The organism is Collinsella sp. LCP19S3_A7 (assembly GCF_052121995.1).
Lineage (GTDB): Bacteria > Actinomycetota > Coriobacteriia > Coriobacteriales > Coriobacteriaceae > Collinsella.
Genome location: NZ_JBQKDE010000001.1, coordinates 298,299 through 315,681, shown reverse-complemented (window position 1 = coordinate 315,681; position 17,383 = coordinate 298,299). Strand labels below are relative to the sequence as shown.

At 59.9% G+C, this 17,383-nt stretch carries 14 protein-coding genes and 3 tRNA genes; 10 read left to right on the top strand and 7 right to left on the bottom strand.

All coding sequences use genetic code 11. The features are described 5' to 3' along the window. Position 1: 1 nt before the first annotated feature. The 3 genes from ACTQV3_RS01300 to ACTQV3_RS01290 all read right to left on the bottom strand — a co-directional run bounded on the left by ACTQV3_RS01300 (position 2) and on the right by ACTQV3_RS01290 (position 4,244). On the bottom strand, positions 2-1,798 hold the full coding sequence (locus ACTQV3_RS01300; protein WP_441535727.1) for an AAA family ATPase: 1,797 nt from the start codon (positions 1,796-1,798) through the stop codon (positions 2-4). Between the two features lie 202 nt (positions 1,799-2,000). Then, the gene (locus ACTQV3_RS01295) at positions 2,001-3,674 is read right to left on the bottom strand and encodes a hypothetical protein (RefSeq protein WP_441535726.1); all 1,674 of its coding nucleotides are present in this window, start codon (positions 3,672-3,674) and stop codon (positions 2,001-2,003) included. Between the two features lie 138 nt (positions 3,675-3,812). Beyond that, a complete protein-coding gene (locus ACTQV3_RS01290) occupies positions 3,813-4,244 on the bottom strand; it encodes an RrF2 family transcriptional regulator (RefSeq protein ID WP_154518293.1) in 432 nt (143 codons plus the stop codon). A 223-nt stretch (positions 4,245-4,467) separates the two neighbouring features. Between ACTQV3_RS01290 and sufC the strand changes: the two genes are divergently transcribed. The 5 genes from sufC to sufU are packed head-to-tail and all read left to right on the top strand — an operon-like array spanning position 4,468 to position 9,821. After that, positions 4,468-5,268, top strand: a complete 801-nt coding sequence (sufC, locus tag ACTQV3_RS01285; RefSeq protein ID WP_441535725.1) for a Fe-S cluster assembly ATPase SufC — start codon at positions 4,468-4,470, stop codon at positions 5,266-5,268. Positions 5,269-5,280: 12 nt separating this feature from the next. Further along, the gene (gene sufB / locus ACTQV3_RS01280; protein ID WP_441535724.1) at positions 5,281-6,693 is read left to right on the top strand and encodes a Fe-S cluster assembly protein SufB; all 1,413 of its coding nucleotides are present in this window, start codon (positions 5,281-5,283) and stop codon (positions 6,691-6,693) included. After that, a complete protein-coding gene (locus tag ACTQV3_RS01275; protein WP_441535723.1) occupies positions 6,693-8,072 on the top strand; it encodes a SufB/SufD family protein in 1,380 nt (459 codons plus the stop codon). Before sufB ends, ACTQV3_RS01275 begins: the two co-directional genes overlap by 1 nt. Continuing rightward, a complete protein-coding gene (locus tag ACTQV3_RS01270) occupies positions 8,069-9,394 on the top strand; it encodes an aminotransferase class V-fold PLP-dependent enzyme (RefSeq protein WP_441535722.1) in 1,326 nt (441 codons plus the stop codon). The genes ACTQV3_RS01275 and ACTQV3_RS01270 overlap by 4 nt, the downstream gene beginning before the upstream one ends. Continuing rightward, entirely contained in the window at positions 9,387-9,821 is a 435-nt protein-coding gene (gene sufU / locus ACTQV3_RS01265) for a Fe-S cluster assembly sulfur transfer protein SufU (protein WP_441044703.1), read from the top strand. The genes ACTQV3_RS01270 and sufU overlap by 8 nt, the downstream gene beginning before the upstream one ends. A gap of 633 nt (positions 9,822-10,454) precedes the next feature. Here the strand turns inward: sufU and ACTQV3_RS01260 are convergent. Next, positions 10,455-11,267 (bottom strand): transposase, encoded by an 813-nt coding sequence (locus ACTQV3_RS01260; protein ID WP_441535721.1) that lies wholly within the window; start codon positions 11,265-11,267, stop codon positions 10,455-10,457. Between the two features lie 402 nt (positions 11,268-11,669). Here ACTQV3_RS01260 and ACTQV3_RS01255 point away from each other — a divergent pair, with 402 nt between their 5' ends. From ACTQV3_RS01255 to ACTQV3_RS01240, 4 genes are all read left to right on the top strand, one after another. After that, positions 11,670-12,404, top strand: coding sequence for an iron-sulfur cluster assembly scaffold protein (locus tag ACTQV3_RS01255; protein WP_006235554.1), 735 nt, complete (start codon positions 11,670-11,672; stop codon positions 12,402-12,404). 18 nt (positions 12,405-12,422) lie between these two features. Next, a complete protein-coding gene (locus tag ACTQV3_RS01250; RefSeq protein WP_154518278.1) occupies positions 12,423-13,427 on the top strand; it encodes a GGGtGRT protein in 1,005 nt (334 codons plus the stop codon). Positions 13,428-13,683: 256 nt separating this feature from the next. Continuing rightward, complete coding sequence (locus tag ACTQV3_RS01245) at positions 13,684-15,210, top strand: FAD-binding protein (protein ID WP_441535720.1); 1,527 nt, start codon at positions 13,684-13,686, stop codon at positions 15,208-15,210. Between the two features lie 121 nt (positions 15,211-15,331). After that, entirely contained in the window at positions 15,332-15,595 is a 264-nt protein-coding gene (locus ACTQV3_RS01240; RefSeq protein ID WP_441535719.1) for a hypothetical protein, read from the top strand. Positions 15,596-15,602: 7 nt separating this feature from the next. Here ACTQV3_RS01240 and ACTQV3_RS01235 read toward each other — a convergent pair. From ACTQV3_RS01235 to ACTQV3_RS01225, 3 genes are all read right to left on the bottom strand, one after another. Next, a tRNA-Lys gene (locus ACTQV3_RS01235) sits at positions 15,603-15,678 on the bottom strand. A 44-nt stretch (positions 15,679-15,722) separates the two neighbouring features. Next, positions 15,723-15,798: transfer RNA gene (locus ACTQV3_RS01230), tRNA-Lys, on the bottom strand. 22 nt (positions 15,799-15,820) lie between these two features. Further along, a tRNA-His gene (locus tag ACTQV3_RS01225) sits at positions 15,821-15,897 on the bottom strand. A gap of 165 nt (positions 15,898-16,062) precedes the next feature. Here ACTQV3_RS01225 and ACTQV3_RS01220 point away from each other — a divergent pair. After that, the gene (locus tag ACTQV3_RS01220) at positions 16,063-17,244 is read left to right on the top strand and encodes a pyridoxal phosphate-dependent aminotransferase (protein WP_441535718.1); all 1,182 of its coding nucleotides are present in this window, start codon (positions 16,063-16,065) and stop codon (positions 17,242-17,244) included. Positions 17,245-17,383: the final 139 nt, after the last annotated feature.

Sequence of the window (17,383 nt, the reverse complement as noted above, 5' to 3'; positions counted from 1 at the left end):
CCTATAACCTCTGACATGCGACGGCAACTCGTTGTCCATCAAAGCCAAACCCCCAGCGCATGCGGCCCACGGCAGGACGTGGCACGCGAATGTCGTCGAGACCGCTCCGCTCGATATCGAGCAATGCCTGTACCGACAGAAGCTCTAGGCCCAACGCATCGACATCGGGGTCGTACAGCATGCTGACCGAGATCAGCGGGCGGCTATCCAATATGCCAAGTGTATCCGCCGCATCAAGGGTATTGGCGGCCGGAAACACCTGGAAACCCCCAAACTCCGAACCGTGCGTTCGTTTTGTAACGGGGTCGGCATACCCAGGCAACCCAAAACAAAGACCCTGCAGTGCCAAACGAAAAGCCAGCAGCAAATCCGACTCGTCTCCATCGACGCCCAAGTCATTAATAATTACGCCCAAAGCTCGCCTAACTGCATGCTCGTCTCCGCGGGAAAGACCCTCTTGGAAATCGTCGATAGTCTCGGCACTCTCGGCAGCGCACTCGAACCATTCGATAATCACAAGACGCAGCGCATGCCGGAGCTCGTTATTGGGAAGGCGCAGGGCGCGGGGCAGATTGCCGTCCGCCTGGCGATCAGTCGCATCTGTCGTCAGGAGTCCACTCAAATACAAATCGGTCCAAATACCTTCCGCTGTCCCGGCATCAGGCTTCACGGCGTCCAAGCACAGCGGCGCCTCAACACAGCCATACGGATTAAGCAAATCAAACATTGCCGCAAGCCATCTTAAATCCCAAGCGCACACAGTCTCGTTCAGACAATCGGCATAGCAACATACATCAAAGCGCGTTGGCGGCAGGCAGCCCCGAGCCAAGAACTCAACCACACGCGTCGGGTTCGAACAATAGAACCCGCCAAACCGGTAGCCTTCGAACCATTCACGCGCGCCATCCAGTCTGTCGCTCTGGCCAGTGTAATCTAGCAGTGCCCTGTTTTCGGCATCCGAAAAACCAAACCGGCGATCGCACCAGCTCGACAAGGGCGAAGCCAAACAATACGGGCAGTTGCGATGCGCAAATGCCGCCTGTGCGGGGCCGGGTCGCTCCCCCATCAAGCAAACCAGCCGCAAAGAATCGATTGAGGAGACAATGCCCTCAAAGAGCAGGCGGTCAAGCAACTCGACAAAGCACGAGCCATAGGCGCCCTTCGCCTGCATATGATTCGTAAACGCCGCGTCATACCCATCAACCAGCAGCACAACCTGTTCATCACATGCCATACGGAGGAGCTCGATTAACACCCCAAGAGCCGAATCGATTTCATCAGAACCGGCAACACCGCGCGCTACGCGCTCGATATGGCGCACGTCACCGCGCGCTAAATCGGGAACGTCCAGCAGCGGCAACAGACGAGCGCACTCACGAGCGACGACATCGCGCATGGCGGCCTCGGCATCGGCGCCTCGATAGGAGGAAGTAGAAAAATCCAAAGCAATGACCGGATAGCGTGCATACTCATCACGATAGATGCCATCTTCTGCGTCCCATATTTTGCTACCGATGAACAGATTCACGCTCGACGAGCCGGGCACAGGACGCTCCAGATAACATTTGAGCATGGAGAGGTTCATGCTCTTGCCAAAACCATGAGGCCGACAACAGAGCGCCACAGTCGATTCGCAATCTAAGATATCGGCAATAAACATGGTCTTATCAACTAAAACACAATGATCGGCGGCGTCGGCAAAATCATGAATATCAATCGGCAGAACAGCATTTCCGCCGGGATTGAGCAACTTCACGCCAAAGGTGTTATCAATATCATACATTGCCTGTTCAGACACCGTTTTATCTCCCCTTTTAGAATAACGATGCCATTTTAGCGACCATCTTGATAACATTTTTATTGTTCAACAAATGATTCGGGTAACGGTAGAAATGACTCCATAAGGGGGGCATAACAAAACGATTCGCAACAAATAGGGGTCCGGTGCGATAGCACCGGGCCCCTATTTGAATCGCTAAGGCAAAACGCTCGCTGAGAGCCTACTTTTGGGCGTCTTTCTCCGCAGCGTCTTTGTTTTGCTGATCAAGTTTATGCTTACCGCTCACAATAGACGTAGCGCCCAATGTGGCCAAGCTCGCGCTGGCAAGGCTCGCCATCAAAATCAAGTCACCCGTCTTGGGCATGCTGCCCTTAGAGGACTCAGTCGTCGTGGCTGAGGAAGTCGCAACCTTGGTTTTACCTTGGTTCTGGTCGGCGCCATCATCAACCAGGCCCTTGGACCCATTGTCGTCCGCGTGCTTGCCATCCTTACCAAGGCGGGGATCCTTCGATTCCGCACCGTCGACTTCCGTGCCCCTGTCGGAATCGGACTCCTTAGAACCCTCGTCCTTCGAATCGCCCTTAGCATCCTCGGTCTTTTCCGTAGCGCCCTGGTCGGAGCCATCCTTCTTGGAAGACGAGCTGCTGTTGATGCCAGACATCAGCGAGGAGCCAAACATGGAGCCAAGCTGTTCGCTCGCAGAGGGTTTGTCATTCGTCGACGAGTCGCTCGAACCGGCAGTCGATCCACTGGCGGAAGAACCAGACCCTGCCGCAGCATCTGCGGAATTCGAAGGCGAGGCAGACCCCGCGCTGCCGGCCGAAGCGACATCGCCATTTCCGTCGCTTGCTCCGGCATCGTTCGAAGGAGCATCGACGGTATCCTCGTCAGCACCATTGGTATCGGCACTAGACCCAGAGGGAGCAACGGGAGCGGCGGGCGCCTGGCTGGGTGCCGGAGTCACGGGCTCGGGCTCAGGCTCGGGCTCAGGCTCGGGCTCAGGCTCGGGCTCAGGCTCGACCGGCGGCGTCGCCGCGGCCTCGTCCTCGGTAATATAGACCAGGCAATCCTTAAGCTCGTTCTTGTAACGGTTCTTCCAGCCCTCGTGATATTGCGGCTGGCTCGAGTACTTACGGGCAACGTTATTGACCACGCTGCTGGAAAGCGCCGTCACAAATTCACGGTCGGTCATATCGTTTGTAAGATTTGCCCAGCGGAAAAAGTCCTGGCAGCCATAGGTGCCGCACATGTTGGTGATGCTCCACACCATACCCTTGACGCAATCGGCGCGGCCAGAGATATCAATACCAAGCGCGCTCTTGAGCCAGGCCTCGGTCACCGCGTAATAGGAGTTGTATGCATATGAATCTTGCAGCGCCGAGAACTCAGCCGGATCGGCGTTATAGGCGCCCTGGAAGGCCTCCTGTGCAATGCGGCCCAGCTCCGTCAGCTGACCGTTCGAATACATGGGGTTGCTTGCGTTGGAGATATCGCTCCCGCGGTCAATTGCAGACTTAAGCATGCCGTACTTGGCAGGATTGTAGTTATAGACCTGCTTCATAAACGGGACGAGCGACCAGCGTCGGTCGAACTGGTAGTAACCGAGCGCGTTGTAACCATCGCCGTACGAAAAGCCCTGGTTATAGTTGCCGTGGCTCTCATACTTGGTAAAGTACTTCATCTCGCTGGTCACATTGACAAACGAGACACCTTGGACCGACCTCAGCACGCCCGAGAAAGACTGCTGGGTATAAAGGCCCTTATCGATATCGGTGGCATCCGAGGCAACGCCCGGCGTGGGCTCATCCGCAGCAGCGGGCGCGGGCGCGGCAACGGCGCCAAACGAAAGAGCCAGCGTCAATCCGGCAACAATCGCAGAATGCTTGGGCTGCATAAGATCCTCCTTGCATTGGTGTAGTTAAAGTGCAGTTTGCAAAGATAGATTTAAGTATCGCAGCAAGACCGATGTCGTACAACAGCAACTCGACAAACGGTAACGCCCTCCGCGAAATCTTAAGGAATTGCGCTCGAGTTACAGCTTGATATCGAAGTTAATCTCGGGCACGGCCGCCAAGTCGGCCAATGTCACGCCGTCGACGTACTTTTCAATCACGTCGTCCAGACCGCGCCAGAACTTCACAGTAGAGCACAGATCGCTGCGAGTGCAGTTGTTATCGATGCCATCGCATGCGACGGGCGCCGTGCTGCCCTCGACGGCGCGCAGTATATCGCCGGCTCGCACCTCGGCCGGGTCCACGGCCATCATGTAGCCGCCGCCCTTGCCGCGCACACTCTTGAGCAGGCCCGCCTTCATAAGCGGACGGACCAGCTGCTCCAAATACTTTTGCGAAATATGCTCACGGTCGGCAATCTCGCGCAGGGCGATTTTGCCCTCGGCGTCACCGAGCGCCGCGATATAAATCATCAAACGGAGGGCATAGCGGCCCTTAGAAGAAATGAGCATACCTACCCTCCCGGTGCGCTTGAGAAAAAATCATCAGCAGAGTTTGCCCCCGATGCCAAGCGTGTGGGACAGACGATCCCGACTATTATGTCCCACATCTGAAAAGTCGAGTGGATTAGTCGGGTTTTCCCTTGACTAACGCCGAACCCATAGTAACTTTATTCCGAGAAGATTCCTAGGGTTTAGTACACCTATGAGTACACCATAAACAGAGAGGGACAGCATGAGCGCAAATCCGCTGCTTTCCATCGAAGGTCTGACCGCCTCCGTGGACGAGAAGACCATCCTCCACAACGTCAGCCTCAACGTCGCCGCCGGCGAGACCCATGTGCTGATGGGACCCAACGGCGCCGGCAAGTCCACCCTCGGCCACTTGGTCATGGGCGATCCCGTCTATACCGTGCAGAACGGGCGCATCGTCTTTGACGGCCAGGACATCACCGAGCTCACCACCGACAAGCGTTCGCGCGCCGGCCTGTTCCTGAGCTTCCAGGCTCCGGTCGAGATCCCGGGCGTGCCGCTGTCGAGCTTTTTGCGCGCCAGCATCGCCGGCCGCCCCGGCCTGGAGATGAAGGGCAAGGAATTCCGCCGTCGCGTCAAGGAGCTCGCGGCCGAGCTCAACATGGACACCGCTTACCTCAACCGCGAGCTGGGCGTAGGCTTCTCGGGCGGCGAGAAAAAGAAGGTCGAGATGCTCCAGCTTCTGCTGCTGCAGCCCAAACTCGCCATCCTGGACGAGACCGACTCCGGCCTGGACGTCGACGCCCTGTCCACCGTCAGCCACGGCATGGACGCCTACCGCAAGAGCTGCAACGGTTCCATGCTCATCATCACGCACAACACGCGCATCCTGGAGCACCTGGATGTCGACCGCGTCCACGTTATGGTCAAGGGCCACATCGTGCGCGAGGACGACGCCTCGCTGATCCCTTGGATCGACAAGAACGGCTTTGAGGCCTTCGAGCGCGAGGCCGCCGAGCAGCGCGCCCAGGCCGAGGCCGTCGCTGCCGAGCAGCAGGCGTAAAGGGGCGACGCAATGACCAAGAACCGCACCGAGGTCGCGGACATCGACCGCAGCCTCTACGACTTCACCTATGGCGAGGAGGGATTCGAGCGCCTCGACGCCGGCATCACGCCCGACATCGTGCGCGAGATCAGCACCAAGAAGGACGAGCCGCAGTGGATGCTCGACCTGCGCTTAAAATCCCTCGAGATCTTCAACCGTTTTCCCGACCCGACGTGGGGCCCCTCCATCGAGGGCCTGGACATGGACAACATCGTCACCTACGTCAAGCCCAACACCGACCAAAAGCACGACTGGGAGTCGGTGCCCGACGACATCAAGAACACCTTTGAGCGCCTGGGCATCCCCGAGGCCGAGCGCAGCTACCTGGCGGGCGTCGGCGCGCAGTACGACTCCGAGCTCGTCTACCACAACATGCAGGACACGGCGTCCAAGATGGGCATCGTCTACTCCGGCATCGAGGAGGCCCTGCACGACCCGCAGTGGGAGCCGCTCATCCACGAGAAGTTTATGACGCTCATCCCGCCCACCGACCACAAGTTTGCGGCCCTGCATGGCGCCGTATGGTCGGGCGGCTCGTTTGTCTACGTGCCCAAGGGCACCAAGCTCGATTTTCCGCTGCAGAGCTACTTCCGCCTCAACGCCAAGGGCGCCGGCCAGTTTGAGCACACGCTCATCATCGTCGAGGACGATGCCGACCTGCACTTCATTGAAGGTTGCTCCGCGCCCAAGTACAACGTGGCCAACCTCCACGCCGGCGCTGTGGAGCTCTTTGTAGGCAAGCGCGCACACCTGCGCTATTCGACCATCGAGAACTGGTCCAAGAACATGTACAACCTCAACACCAAGCGTGCGCGCGTGGACGAGGACGGCGACATCGAGTGGATCAGCGGCTCCTTCGGCAGCCACGTGGGCTACCTCTACCCCATGAGCGTGCTCAACGGCCGCCGCGCCCGCTCGAGCTTTACCGGCATCACCTTTGCCGGCGCCGGCCAGAACCTCGATACCGGCTGCAAAGTCGTGCTCAACGCGCCCGAGACCTCGGCGACCGTCGAGACCAAGGGCATCTCCAAGAGCGGCGGCATCCAGACCTTCCGCAGCTCCATCGTGGCCACGCCTAAGGCCGAGGGTTCCAAGGCAACCGTGAGCTGCCAGTCGCTGATGCTCGACGACCAAAGCCGCTCCGACACCATCCCCGCCATGGACATCCGCGCCAAGAATGTCGACATCGGCCACGAGGCCACCATCGGCCGCATCGGCGACGACAAGGTGTTCTATCTGATGAGCCGCGGCATCTCGGAGGAAGAGGCCCGCACCATGATCGTCAACGGCTTTGCCAACCCGGTCTCCAAGGAGCTGCCGCTTGAGTACGCCGTCGAGATGAACAACCTGATCAAGCTCGAGATGGAAGGAGCGATCGGATAATGAAACAGACCACCAACACGCCGAACGCATTTACGTCATCCGAGCTTCTGCAGTGCGACGTATCGGGAGCGACGAGCCCGACGACGCGTACTAAAGGTACGCGAGGAGGGTCGGAGCCCCGAGACGGCGTGCTGCAGGAGATCGGGGGCGTCAACGCGATGCCGGCTGCCACATGGGGCTGGCTCAAAATGAACCAGACCAAGCTCGAGCTTTCGGACGAGCTTGCCGCCGCTCCCGCCGAGGCCGTTGAGGTCGAGGGGCTGGACGAGCAGATCCATGGTGCGGCCGACGCTTTCGACGCCGCCATGGACGCCATGGCCGAGCGCTTCCCCGAGCGCCGCGCCTCTGCCCCCGGCGACGCCGCCGACCGCGCCCGCATCACACCCGAGACCGAGCTCGACGTGCCCGCCACCTCTGTCTACCAGGCCGGCGCTATCAAGCTCGAGGAGGAGCTCTCCCCCGCCGAGGCCTTCGAGACCGGCATGGGCGAGGCCGCCTACACCTATCTGGCCGACCATGCCACCAAGCGCATCGTCATCGACGTGCCCGCCTACGGCCGTGCCACGGTTACCGTGCGCGTGAGCGGCATCGACGCCGCCGCTGCCATCGCCGCCATCGATGTCGTCGCCCGCCCGCAGGCAACGCTCGACCTGCAGATCGCCCTGGACTCCCCCGTTACCGGCGAGGGCGTCGTGGGCTCCGTGCTGCGGGTGTGTGCCCACGAGTACGCCACCGTCAACGTTGCCTGTACGCAGACGCTCGACGACAGCTGGATCGCGCTCGACGACACCGGCCTGTTCCTGGACGAAGGCGCACGCGTCAACGTGCAGCACACCGTACTGGGTGCTGGCGCCAGCGCCACCGGCCTTGCCGGCGACCTGCTGGGCGACACCGCCAAGGTGACGATCGATACCGATTACCTGGGTGCCCGCCAGCAGGTACGCGACTTTAACTACGAGCTTCGTCACCGCGGCCGCAAGACCGAGTGCGAAATCGATGCCAACGGTGTACTGACCGGCACATCCAAGAAGGTCTACCGCGGCACCATCGACCTCGTGCACGGCTGCAAGGGTGCCGTCGGCACCGAGCGCGAGACGGTGCTCTTGGCCAACAAGGGCGTCGACAACAAGACCGTTCCCGTCATCCTCTGCGACGAGGACGACGTCGCCGGCAACCATGGCGCCACCATCGGCCACGTCCGCGACGAGCAGCTGTTCTACCTCGCCTGCCGCGGCCTTGACCAAAACGCCGCCGAGGACCTGTTCATCCGTGCCAAGCTGGAGGACGCCGCACTTTCCGCGACCGACGAGCGCACCCGCGCCGCCGTCGTCCGCTTGGGCAACAACCTGATCGATAACTTTGAGGAGGAGCTCGCATGATCGACACCGAGCACGTTAAATGCGATACCTGTACTGCCCCCGAGCCCATGGAATTCGACGCCAGCGACGAGGCCTCGCGCGGCTGGCCTACCGTCGACATCGAGACCAACCCCTACAAGGCGCAGTTCCCGCTGTTCCAACAGCACCCCGAGATCGCCTTCCTCGATAGCGCCGCCACCGCGCAGCGCCCCGCCTGTGTGCTCGACGCCGAGCGTGACTTCTACCAGCGTATGAACGCCAACCCCCTGCGCGGCCTGTACTCGTTGTCCGTCGAGGCCACCGAGGCCATCGCGAAGGTGCGCCAGCAGATCGCCGACCTCATCGGCGCCTCCCAGGCTAATGAGATCGTCTTCACCCGCAACACGAGCGAGTCGCTCAACCTGGTCGCCAAGAGCTTTGCGCCCACGGTGCTCGAACCCGGCGACGAGGTCGTCATCACCATCATGGAGCACCACTCCAACCTGATCCCGTGGCAGCAGGTCTGCCGCGAAACCGGCGCCAAGCTCGTCTACCTCTACCCCACCAAGACCGGTCAGCTCACGACCGAGGAGGTTCTATCCAAGGTGGGCCCCAAGACCAAGATCTTGGCCGTGGGTCAGATCTCTAACGTGCTGGGCGTCGAGAACCCGGTCAAGAATCTCGGTAAGCTCGTGCACAAGTACGGCGGCTATCTGGTCGTCGACGGCGCGCAGTCGCTGCCGCACATGCCGGTCGATGTGGCCGATCTGGGAGCCGACTTCTTTGCCTTTAGCGCGCACAAGGCCATGGGCCCCATGGGCATCGGCGTGCTGTGGGGCAAGATGGATCTGCTCAACGCCATGCCGCCCATGCTTACCGGTGGCGAGATGATCGATTCGGTCACCGAGCAGGGCGCCGTCTGGGCGCCCGTCCCCGAGAAGTTCGAGGCCGGCACACAGGACGCCGCCGGTATCTTCGCCACGGGCGCGGCGCTTGATTACCTGGTCAACACGGTGGGCTACGAAAACATCCAGGCACGAGAGCAGGCGCTTGTCCACTACCTGATGGGCGAGCTCATGCAGCTCGACTTTGTCCAGATCATCGGCTCCATCTATTGGGACAACCACCACGGGGTCGTGAGCTTTAACGTCAAGGGCATCCACCCTCACGACGTCGCGAGCATCATGGACATGGACGGCGTCTGCATCCGTGCCGGCCACCACTGCGCGCAGCCGCTGCTCACCTGGCTGGGCGTCGAGAACCTTGCCTGCTGCCGCGCCAGCGTGGCCTTCTACAACGACAAGGCCGATATCGATAAGTTCATCGCCGGCCTGCATCACGTTTGGAGCACGTTCAATGGGTAATCTGTACACCTCCACCACGTTTATGGAGCACAACTCCCACCCCGACTACAAGTACGAGATGGATGCCCCCACGCACGAGCACGACGGCATCAACCCCAGCTGCGGCGATGAGCTCACCCTGCAGCTGCGTGTCGAGAACGATGTAATCGAGGAGGCCTCGTTTACCGGGCACGGCTGCGCCATCAGCCAGGCCAGCGCCGACATCATGGCCGACCTCATCACGGGCGAAACGGTCGAGGAGGCTCGTCGTCTGGCAGAGCTTTTCCTCGCCATGATCCGTGGCGAGGAGCTCTCCGAGGAAGACTTGGAAGACCTAGACGAGGCCGCTCAGCTCCAGGACATCTCACACATGCCCGCCCGCGTCAAATGCGCCGAGCTCGCCTGGCGAACTCTCGACGGCATGCTCGAGGGTCAGGCTAACCAGTAACGGATGCCCCGAATCCAAGGTTTTTGATTGCCGAGCCGCCCGATACGGGCGGCTCGGCTTTTTCATAACGAGCGCACGTGCAGCCACGCTTCCGGCGCCCAATCTGTCATTTATCGCACGGCCAACCGCAAGCACAAGCGTTTTTCACAGTACCAAAGGCTTGCCACAGGGCCACGGGGCACGCCGAGCAAAGCGCCAGGCACCGTCCTACTAGGCTCCGGCTCGCCTCCTGCCTGCCGCAGACGGGTCCCATAGGGTGCGGCGTGCATTTTTGCGAGTTTTCAGCACGCCAAGCTATGTGCATACAAATCACGAGCATAAATTAGCGCCTTCGGGCGCGTATATATTGCGTTTTAGAACAGGCATTACGGTCTACGGGGACGCAAACGCGTGCTTCGGGGCGTATTGGCAGACAAATAATTGTCTCGGGGCCCGCAAGTTGCAAGGTTATAGCAGTTCCGACAGCACTACGATGCTGAAAACTCCGCTTTTTGCACGGCGTGGACGGGGGTAGGCACAGGCAAAACCGGACTGAGCTATTGTTTTATGCAAGACGGCAATCATTCTATGCATTTTTAGAAGTGTAGTTAACGTCCAAGCATTTAGAATGATGGTCCCAGTGGGCAGACAGCCCTATCCCAGGCTGTCATCAGTCCGCACCGCCGTTCGAGCACGGGCGCGCACAATACGAGAAGCGGTACTTTTGCTTATCCCCGTATACCGCTCAATCTGGCGCACCGTAAAACCAGCATCGTGCAAGCCAAGAATAACGATATTGCGCTGCGCCGGCGGCGCCGCCTTAACCCCCCGGAGCGCAACCCCGCATCCCTTCGCCAACTCGTCGGCAAAGGCGCGCCGCTCCAACTCCATCTCTACCAAATCGCGCATCGCCGGATCGCCGCCGTCGGGCGTCGAAAGCGAATAGGCAATAAAGGCTTTGGCAGAACCAAAAAGCTCAAGCACGCAAGAAGGATCGGAAAATCCCCTCGTAGCATCTGCCTCGTCACCGTCGTAAACGCGCAGATGCTCCGCGAAGCTGCTCCAGGGATACCGCTCAATTAGGTTGATGCCCGCATCCTGCGGATCGGCGTGAACGGAGCGAACAGCCTCCATCACATGCCGGTCGGTATCGAGCGAACAGCGCTCAAAACGTTCCCGGAACAGGCAGCCCGAACGCCCGGTACGCTTATTGAACCGACGAGCATACGTCAACAGCAGGCGTTGCATGGCTGCACTCATGTTGTCCTCATAATCCAAAAGTACCAGATCAACATGGTCGCCCATGAGGCACCACGCCACAATCGTTACCTGGGCATCGCGGCAGCAGTCGCGCATCAGCTCCAAAAACTCCCACCGGTCCTCGTCGCTCTCAAAGATCAGCTGACTGCCCATACCGCGGGCACAGACATGGTAAAAACCGGTGATCGTTTTCCAAACACGCTGCATGACGCTCCCTTCGCCGGGACCTGCTTACCATCCAATACATCACGATTGAAACGTGCCATCAAAACATTCACGCAAAATGGCACCCGTCGACGGTAAAAGGCGGCAAACCAACGGCGAATGGCATCATAACCACAGGCTAGACACCGCAACAGGGCAAGAACTAACCAATAACTTGACCAGAACTGACCCCCTAAAACGTATCGCATAACCGCAACCAAGCTTGTTAAATCGTTTCAATTGAAAGTTCCGCGCTTCTCGTTACGAAAACTGCGCCGTTCGCCGAATATTCCGTGCATTTCGCGGTATTATAGGGGCTGCATGTCATGTCCCTTTCGAAGGGTCGCCCGGCAATCACCAGCCACGACCTCCAGACGGGACGCCAATACGATAGAGAGGAGAGGCATGCAGTACTCACAGGAAGTGGAGAACATGTGCCCCGTTGCCAAGGGTGCATACCACGGCCCCGCACCCATCCCCGAGGAGGGCAAGTGGGTCCAGGCTAAGGAGATTTCCGACATCTCCGGTCTTACGCACGGTGTGGGTTGGTGCGCACCTCAGCAGGGCGCCTGCAAGCTCACGCTGAACGTCAAGGACGGCATCATCGAGGAGGCCCTCGTTGAGACCATCGGCTGCTCGGGCATGACCCACTCTGCTGCCATGGCTTCCGAGATCCTTCCCGGCAAGACCATCCTCGAGGCCCTCAACACCGACCTCGTCTGCGACGCCATCAACGTTGCTATGCGCGAGATCTTCCTGCAGATCGTTTACGGCCGCAGCCAGACCGCGTTCTCCGAGGGCGGCCTGCCCGTGGGCGCCTCCCTCGACGACCTCGGCAAGGGCCTTCGCTCTCAGGTCGGCACCATGTTCGGCACCAAGGCCAAGGGCGCTCGTTACCTCGAGCTCGCTCAGGGCTACGTCACCCGCATGGCTCTCAACGACAAGAACGAGATCATCGCGTTCGAGTTCCTGAACCTCGGCAAGTTCACCGACGCCGTCAAGGCCGGCAAGACCCCCGAGGAGGCCATCGCTGGCGCCATGGGCCACTATGGTCAGTGGGAGAACGCTGCCAAGTACATCGACCCGCGCACCGACGAGGAGACTCACTCCGTCGCCAGCGTGTTCCCGGTTCACGAGTAGAAAGGGAGGGAAATAACTATGACTGTTACGTTCGAAGGTTACGAGCGCCGCGCTGACAAGATCAACAAGTGCCTCGCCGACAACGGCATCGCCTCCCTCGAGGAAGCTCTGCAGATCTGCACCGACAAGGGCTTCAACCCGCGTGAGATCGTCAACAACACCCAGTCCATCGCCTTCCAGAACGCCGAGTGGGCCTACACCCTCGGCTGCGCTCTCGCTGTCAAGCGTGGCGCCAAGAACGCTTCTGAGGCTGCCGCCATCATCGGCGAGGGCATCCAGGCCTTCACCGTTCCCGGCTCCGTCGCCGAGGACCGCAAGGTCGGTCTGGGCCACGGCAACCTGGGCGCTATGCTGCTCTCCGACGACACCGAGTGCTTCGCCTTCCTGGCCGGCCACGAGTCCTTCGCTGCCGCTGAGGGCGCTATCGGCCTGGCTCTGAACGCCAACAAGGCTCGTAAGAAGCCGCTGCGCGTTATCCTCAACGGTCTGGGCAAGGACGCCGCCCAGATCATCGCCCGCATCAACGGCTTCACCTACGTGAAGACCCAGTTCGACTACTACACGGGCGAGCTCAAGGTCGTCGAGACCATCCCCTACTCCGATGGTCCCCGTGCTGCCGTTAACTGCTACGGCTCCGACGACGTCCGTGAGGGCGTTGCCATCATGTGGCACGAGAACGTCGACATCTCGATCACCGGTAACTCCACCAACCCCACGCGCTTCCAGCACCCCGTCGCTGGCACCTACAAGAAGGAGCGCATCGAGGCTGGCAAGAAGTACTTCTCCGTCGCTTCTGGTGGCGGCACTGGCCGTACCCTGCACCCGGACAACATGGGCGCCGGCCCTGCCTCTTACGGCATGACCGACACCATGGGCCGTATGCACTCCGACGCCCAGTTCGCCGGTTCTTCCTCCGTGCCTGCGCACGTCGATATGATGGGTCTCATCGGCATGGGCAACAACCCCATGGTCGGCGCCACTGTCGCCTGCGCTGTCGCCGTCGAGGAGGCCCTCAAGGCCTAATCGCGCCCGCGCGATGCTCATATAGTTGAGCTTCGGAGCCGCTATCCACCCGGGTAGCGGCTCTTTTTGTTTGCACTGCCGCAGGGTTGCTAATGCCGATATATCAGTTGGGACGAAATACGAGATGTGATGAGATGGAGCGTCAGAGCGTCCATAACGCCCATCTGCCATATTTGCCCTTTACCGATTTGCCGAGTCTTTTCGGCCTCATTGCCGATCACCCATGCGAAAATGCGCCGGACGAGAAAGGAATCCCATGGAATCGACTGATGTACTGGTAATAGGATCTGGCATTGCGGGCCTTTGTGCCGCCATAGAAGCGGCACGCGCGGGCGCGACCGTTGCCGACGCAAGCGCCGGCAAGACCATGAGCGGATCGAGCTTCTTCCCGGGCACCTGGGGCCTTGGCCTTATTGGCCCCACCGACGCGGCCGACGAGCAGGACCTCATCGACACCGTCCAGACCGTCGGCGGCGGTGTCGCCGACCCTACGCTCGTCCAGACGTTCGTCCACGGCATTCCCCAGGCCATCCAATGGCTCGAGCAGAATCTAGGTGTTGAGCTCCAGCGTCCGCAAAGCGCCGAGAGCGCCCAGCAAAAGCAATTTATCCCCTGCTTTGACCATAAGACACGCAATTGGCGCGGCCTCACCCGCAAGCCCCTTGAGGACGCGTGTACGGCCCAGATCAAGTCTCTCGGCATTCACCTGCTCCCCAGCCACGAGCTTATCGACCTTGTTGAGGACACAACCGGAAAGATTATCGGCGCCGTACTCTACGACCGCACAAACGAGCATCTCGTACCTATGGCAGCCAAGGCCACCATCATCGCTGCGGGCGGCACGGGTGGCCTGTTCGAGCGAAGCCTCACTTCCGCCGACGTGCTCAGCTCCTCGCAGGCCATCGCGCTGGCACACGGCGCAACGCTCACTAATATAGAGTTCATGCAGATGATGCCGGGCTTCATCGAGCCCAAGCGCAACCTTGTCTTTAACGAGAAGACCTGGCGCTACGTACATGTAGACCAGCCGGTCGATATCGCCGACGACAAGCTGGACGATCTGCTTGAGCAACGCTCCGGATATGGTCCCTTCACCTCGCGCTTGGCCTCCCGCGCCATCGATCTTGCCATCGATCAAGCGGGTACCGAAGGTCTGGCGCTCCACTACGACTTCCCCCGCGAGGACGTCCCCGAGTTTGTGCAGACCTTTGCCACCTGGCTACAAGACGAGCACGGCATCGCGCCGACCGACGAGATGCGCGTGGCGATGTATGCCCACGCCGCCAATGGCGGCATCAAAATCGACAAGACCGCATACACGGGCGTTGAGGGCCTCTATGCCTGCGGCGAGGCGACAGGCGGCATGCACGGGGCCGATCGCATTGGTGGCCTGTCAAGCGCCAACGGCATCGTGTTTGGGCGCATCGCGGGCGCCTCGGCAGCCCAAGCAGCACAGAATGCACCTGAGGTGGCCCCAAAGGCGGATGTCGCCCTCCCCCAGCATGGCATTGCCACAACAGACGCCGAGCGCCTGACCCGCGGCCTTAAGCACACGATGAGCACCTATTGCATGATCAACCGCACTGAAGGGGGCCTATCCAAGGCGCTACACGAGCTTGAGGGCTTGAAGACGGAGGCAACGACCTTGAGCACACAGAAAGCTCAGGACAGCGAAATCGCAGCCCTCGCCCGCCTGCAATCGCAGATTCAACTAGCACAGGAAATGGTCAAAGCCATGCGCAAGCGAACCGAAAGCCTCGGATCGCACTATCGAGCGGACTGATTCGATTCCCACCTTGAGCTTGATCACAATTACTCAACATGTATCGAGCCCCGTAAGCATGATTCCCCTAAGGAGAACACGCTTACGGGGCTTTAGCCGTGTTTTCCCTAAGGGAATCACAATGGAGATTTCTCAGCTCCGCGCCCTTTCGGGTTCGATCCCATGCGAGGTCAACAAAAAAGACGGCCAACTTTCGCTGACCGTCTTAACATGCTTTGGTGGGCCGTCAGGGGGTCAGCCTGCTGCGCAGGCGGCCGCTGCGGCGCTTCGCGCCTTGCGCGCTGCGCTGGCAAACGCTTACGCGTTTCCTCAGCTCCGCGCCCTTTCGGGTTCGACCCATGTATGGTTAACAAAAAAAGCGACCAGCCTAAGCCAGTCGCTTTAACATGCTTTGGTGGGCCGTCAGGGGGTCGAACCCTGGACCTTGGGATTAAGAGTCCCCTGCTCTACCAACTGAGCTAACGACCCAAAAGCTAAAGTCCGTAGTGGCGGACTTTAGAGGAGATATCGTGTGGTGGGCCGTCAGGGGGTCGAACCCTGGACCTTGGGATTAAGAGTCCCCTGCTCTACCAACTGAGCTAACGACCCGATATCAACACGAAGCAAGAACTGGGGTGGGTAAAGGGACTCGAACCCTCGACCTACGGGACCACAACCCGTCGCTCTAGCCAACTGAGCTACACCCACCGTGTCCTGTGCGCTTCGCGCTCGACTATTATTGCAAGGAACGCCACGCGACGCAAGCCCCAATTTTCAAGAATTTTGAAAAGAGTTTTTCGGATCCATTTCGAGCAAATCCCACCGGTTCCATAGGAGTAAACTTGCCCCACCCCGATGTTCGAAAGGACAAGCATGAAAGAACTCTCCAATCGCACGGCAACGTTTACCGATTCGGTCATCCGCCGCATGACGCGCATCTCCGATATGTACGGTGCCGTCAACCTCTCGCAGGGCTTCCCCGACTTTGATCCCCCGGCGCAGCTGCTCAAGAGCCTGGGCACCATCGCCGCCGACCCTAAGCCGCTCTATCACCAGTACTCCATCACCTGGGGCTCCCAGGCCATGCGCGAGGCGCTTGCCGCCAAACAGGAGCACTTTATGGGCATGCCGATCGACCCCAACCAGAACATCGTGGTCACTTGCGGCTCCACCGAGGCCATGATGGCTGCCATGATGACGGTCACCAACCCCGGCGACAAGGTCGTCATCTTCTCGCCGTTCTACGAGAACTACGGCGCCGACACGATCCTTTCGGGTGCCGAGCCCATCTATGTGCCGCTCAACCCGCCCACATTCGACTTTGACCGCGAGACACTCGAGGCAGCCTTCCGCGACAACGACCCCAAGGCCATCGTCCTGTGCAACCCTTCCAATCCCTGCGGTAAGGTCTTTACACGCGAAGAGCTCACCTTTATCGCCGATCTCTGCAAAAAGTACGACGCCTACTGCATCACCGACGAGGTGTACGAGCACATCGTCTACGCGCCCCACGAGCACGTCTATATGGCCACGCTGCCCGGCATGTTCGAGCGCACCATCAGCTGCAGTTCGCTATCCAAGACGTACTCCATCACCGGCTGGCGTCTGGGCTACACCATCGCCCCGGCCCAGATTACCGAGCGCATCAAGAAGGTCCACGACTTCCTCACCGTGGGTGCCGCCGCTCCCCTGCAGGAAGCCGTCGTCACCGCCCTCAACTTCGACGACAGCTATTACCAGGAGGTCCTCGATCTCTACACAGCCAAGCGCGATCTGTTCTGCCAGGGGCTCGACAGCATCGGTCTTGAGCATAACGTGCCGCAGGGCGCCTACTACGTCATGATGGACATCTCTGAGTTTGGCTATGACAGCGACCTCGACTTCTGCGAGGACCTCGCGTCTAAGGTGGGCGTAGGCGCTGTGCCCGGCTCGAGCTTCTTCCGTGAGCCCGTCAACCATCTGATTCGCCTCCACTTTGCCAAGCGAGACGAGACGCTTAACGCGGCACTGGAGAACCTCAAGTCGCTACGCGATAAAATCAAGCCGCGCGGGTAACGACGGCCCGGCAACTAAAGCAACCAAAGAAGCCCCGCACCGCCCGCGCGTTGTGGGGCTTCTTTTTATAGCGCTTTCTTAATATGTCTAAAGCGCTATACTTTAGTCACCGAACAACTCGTCCCAGGGGGAGGAATAC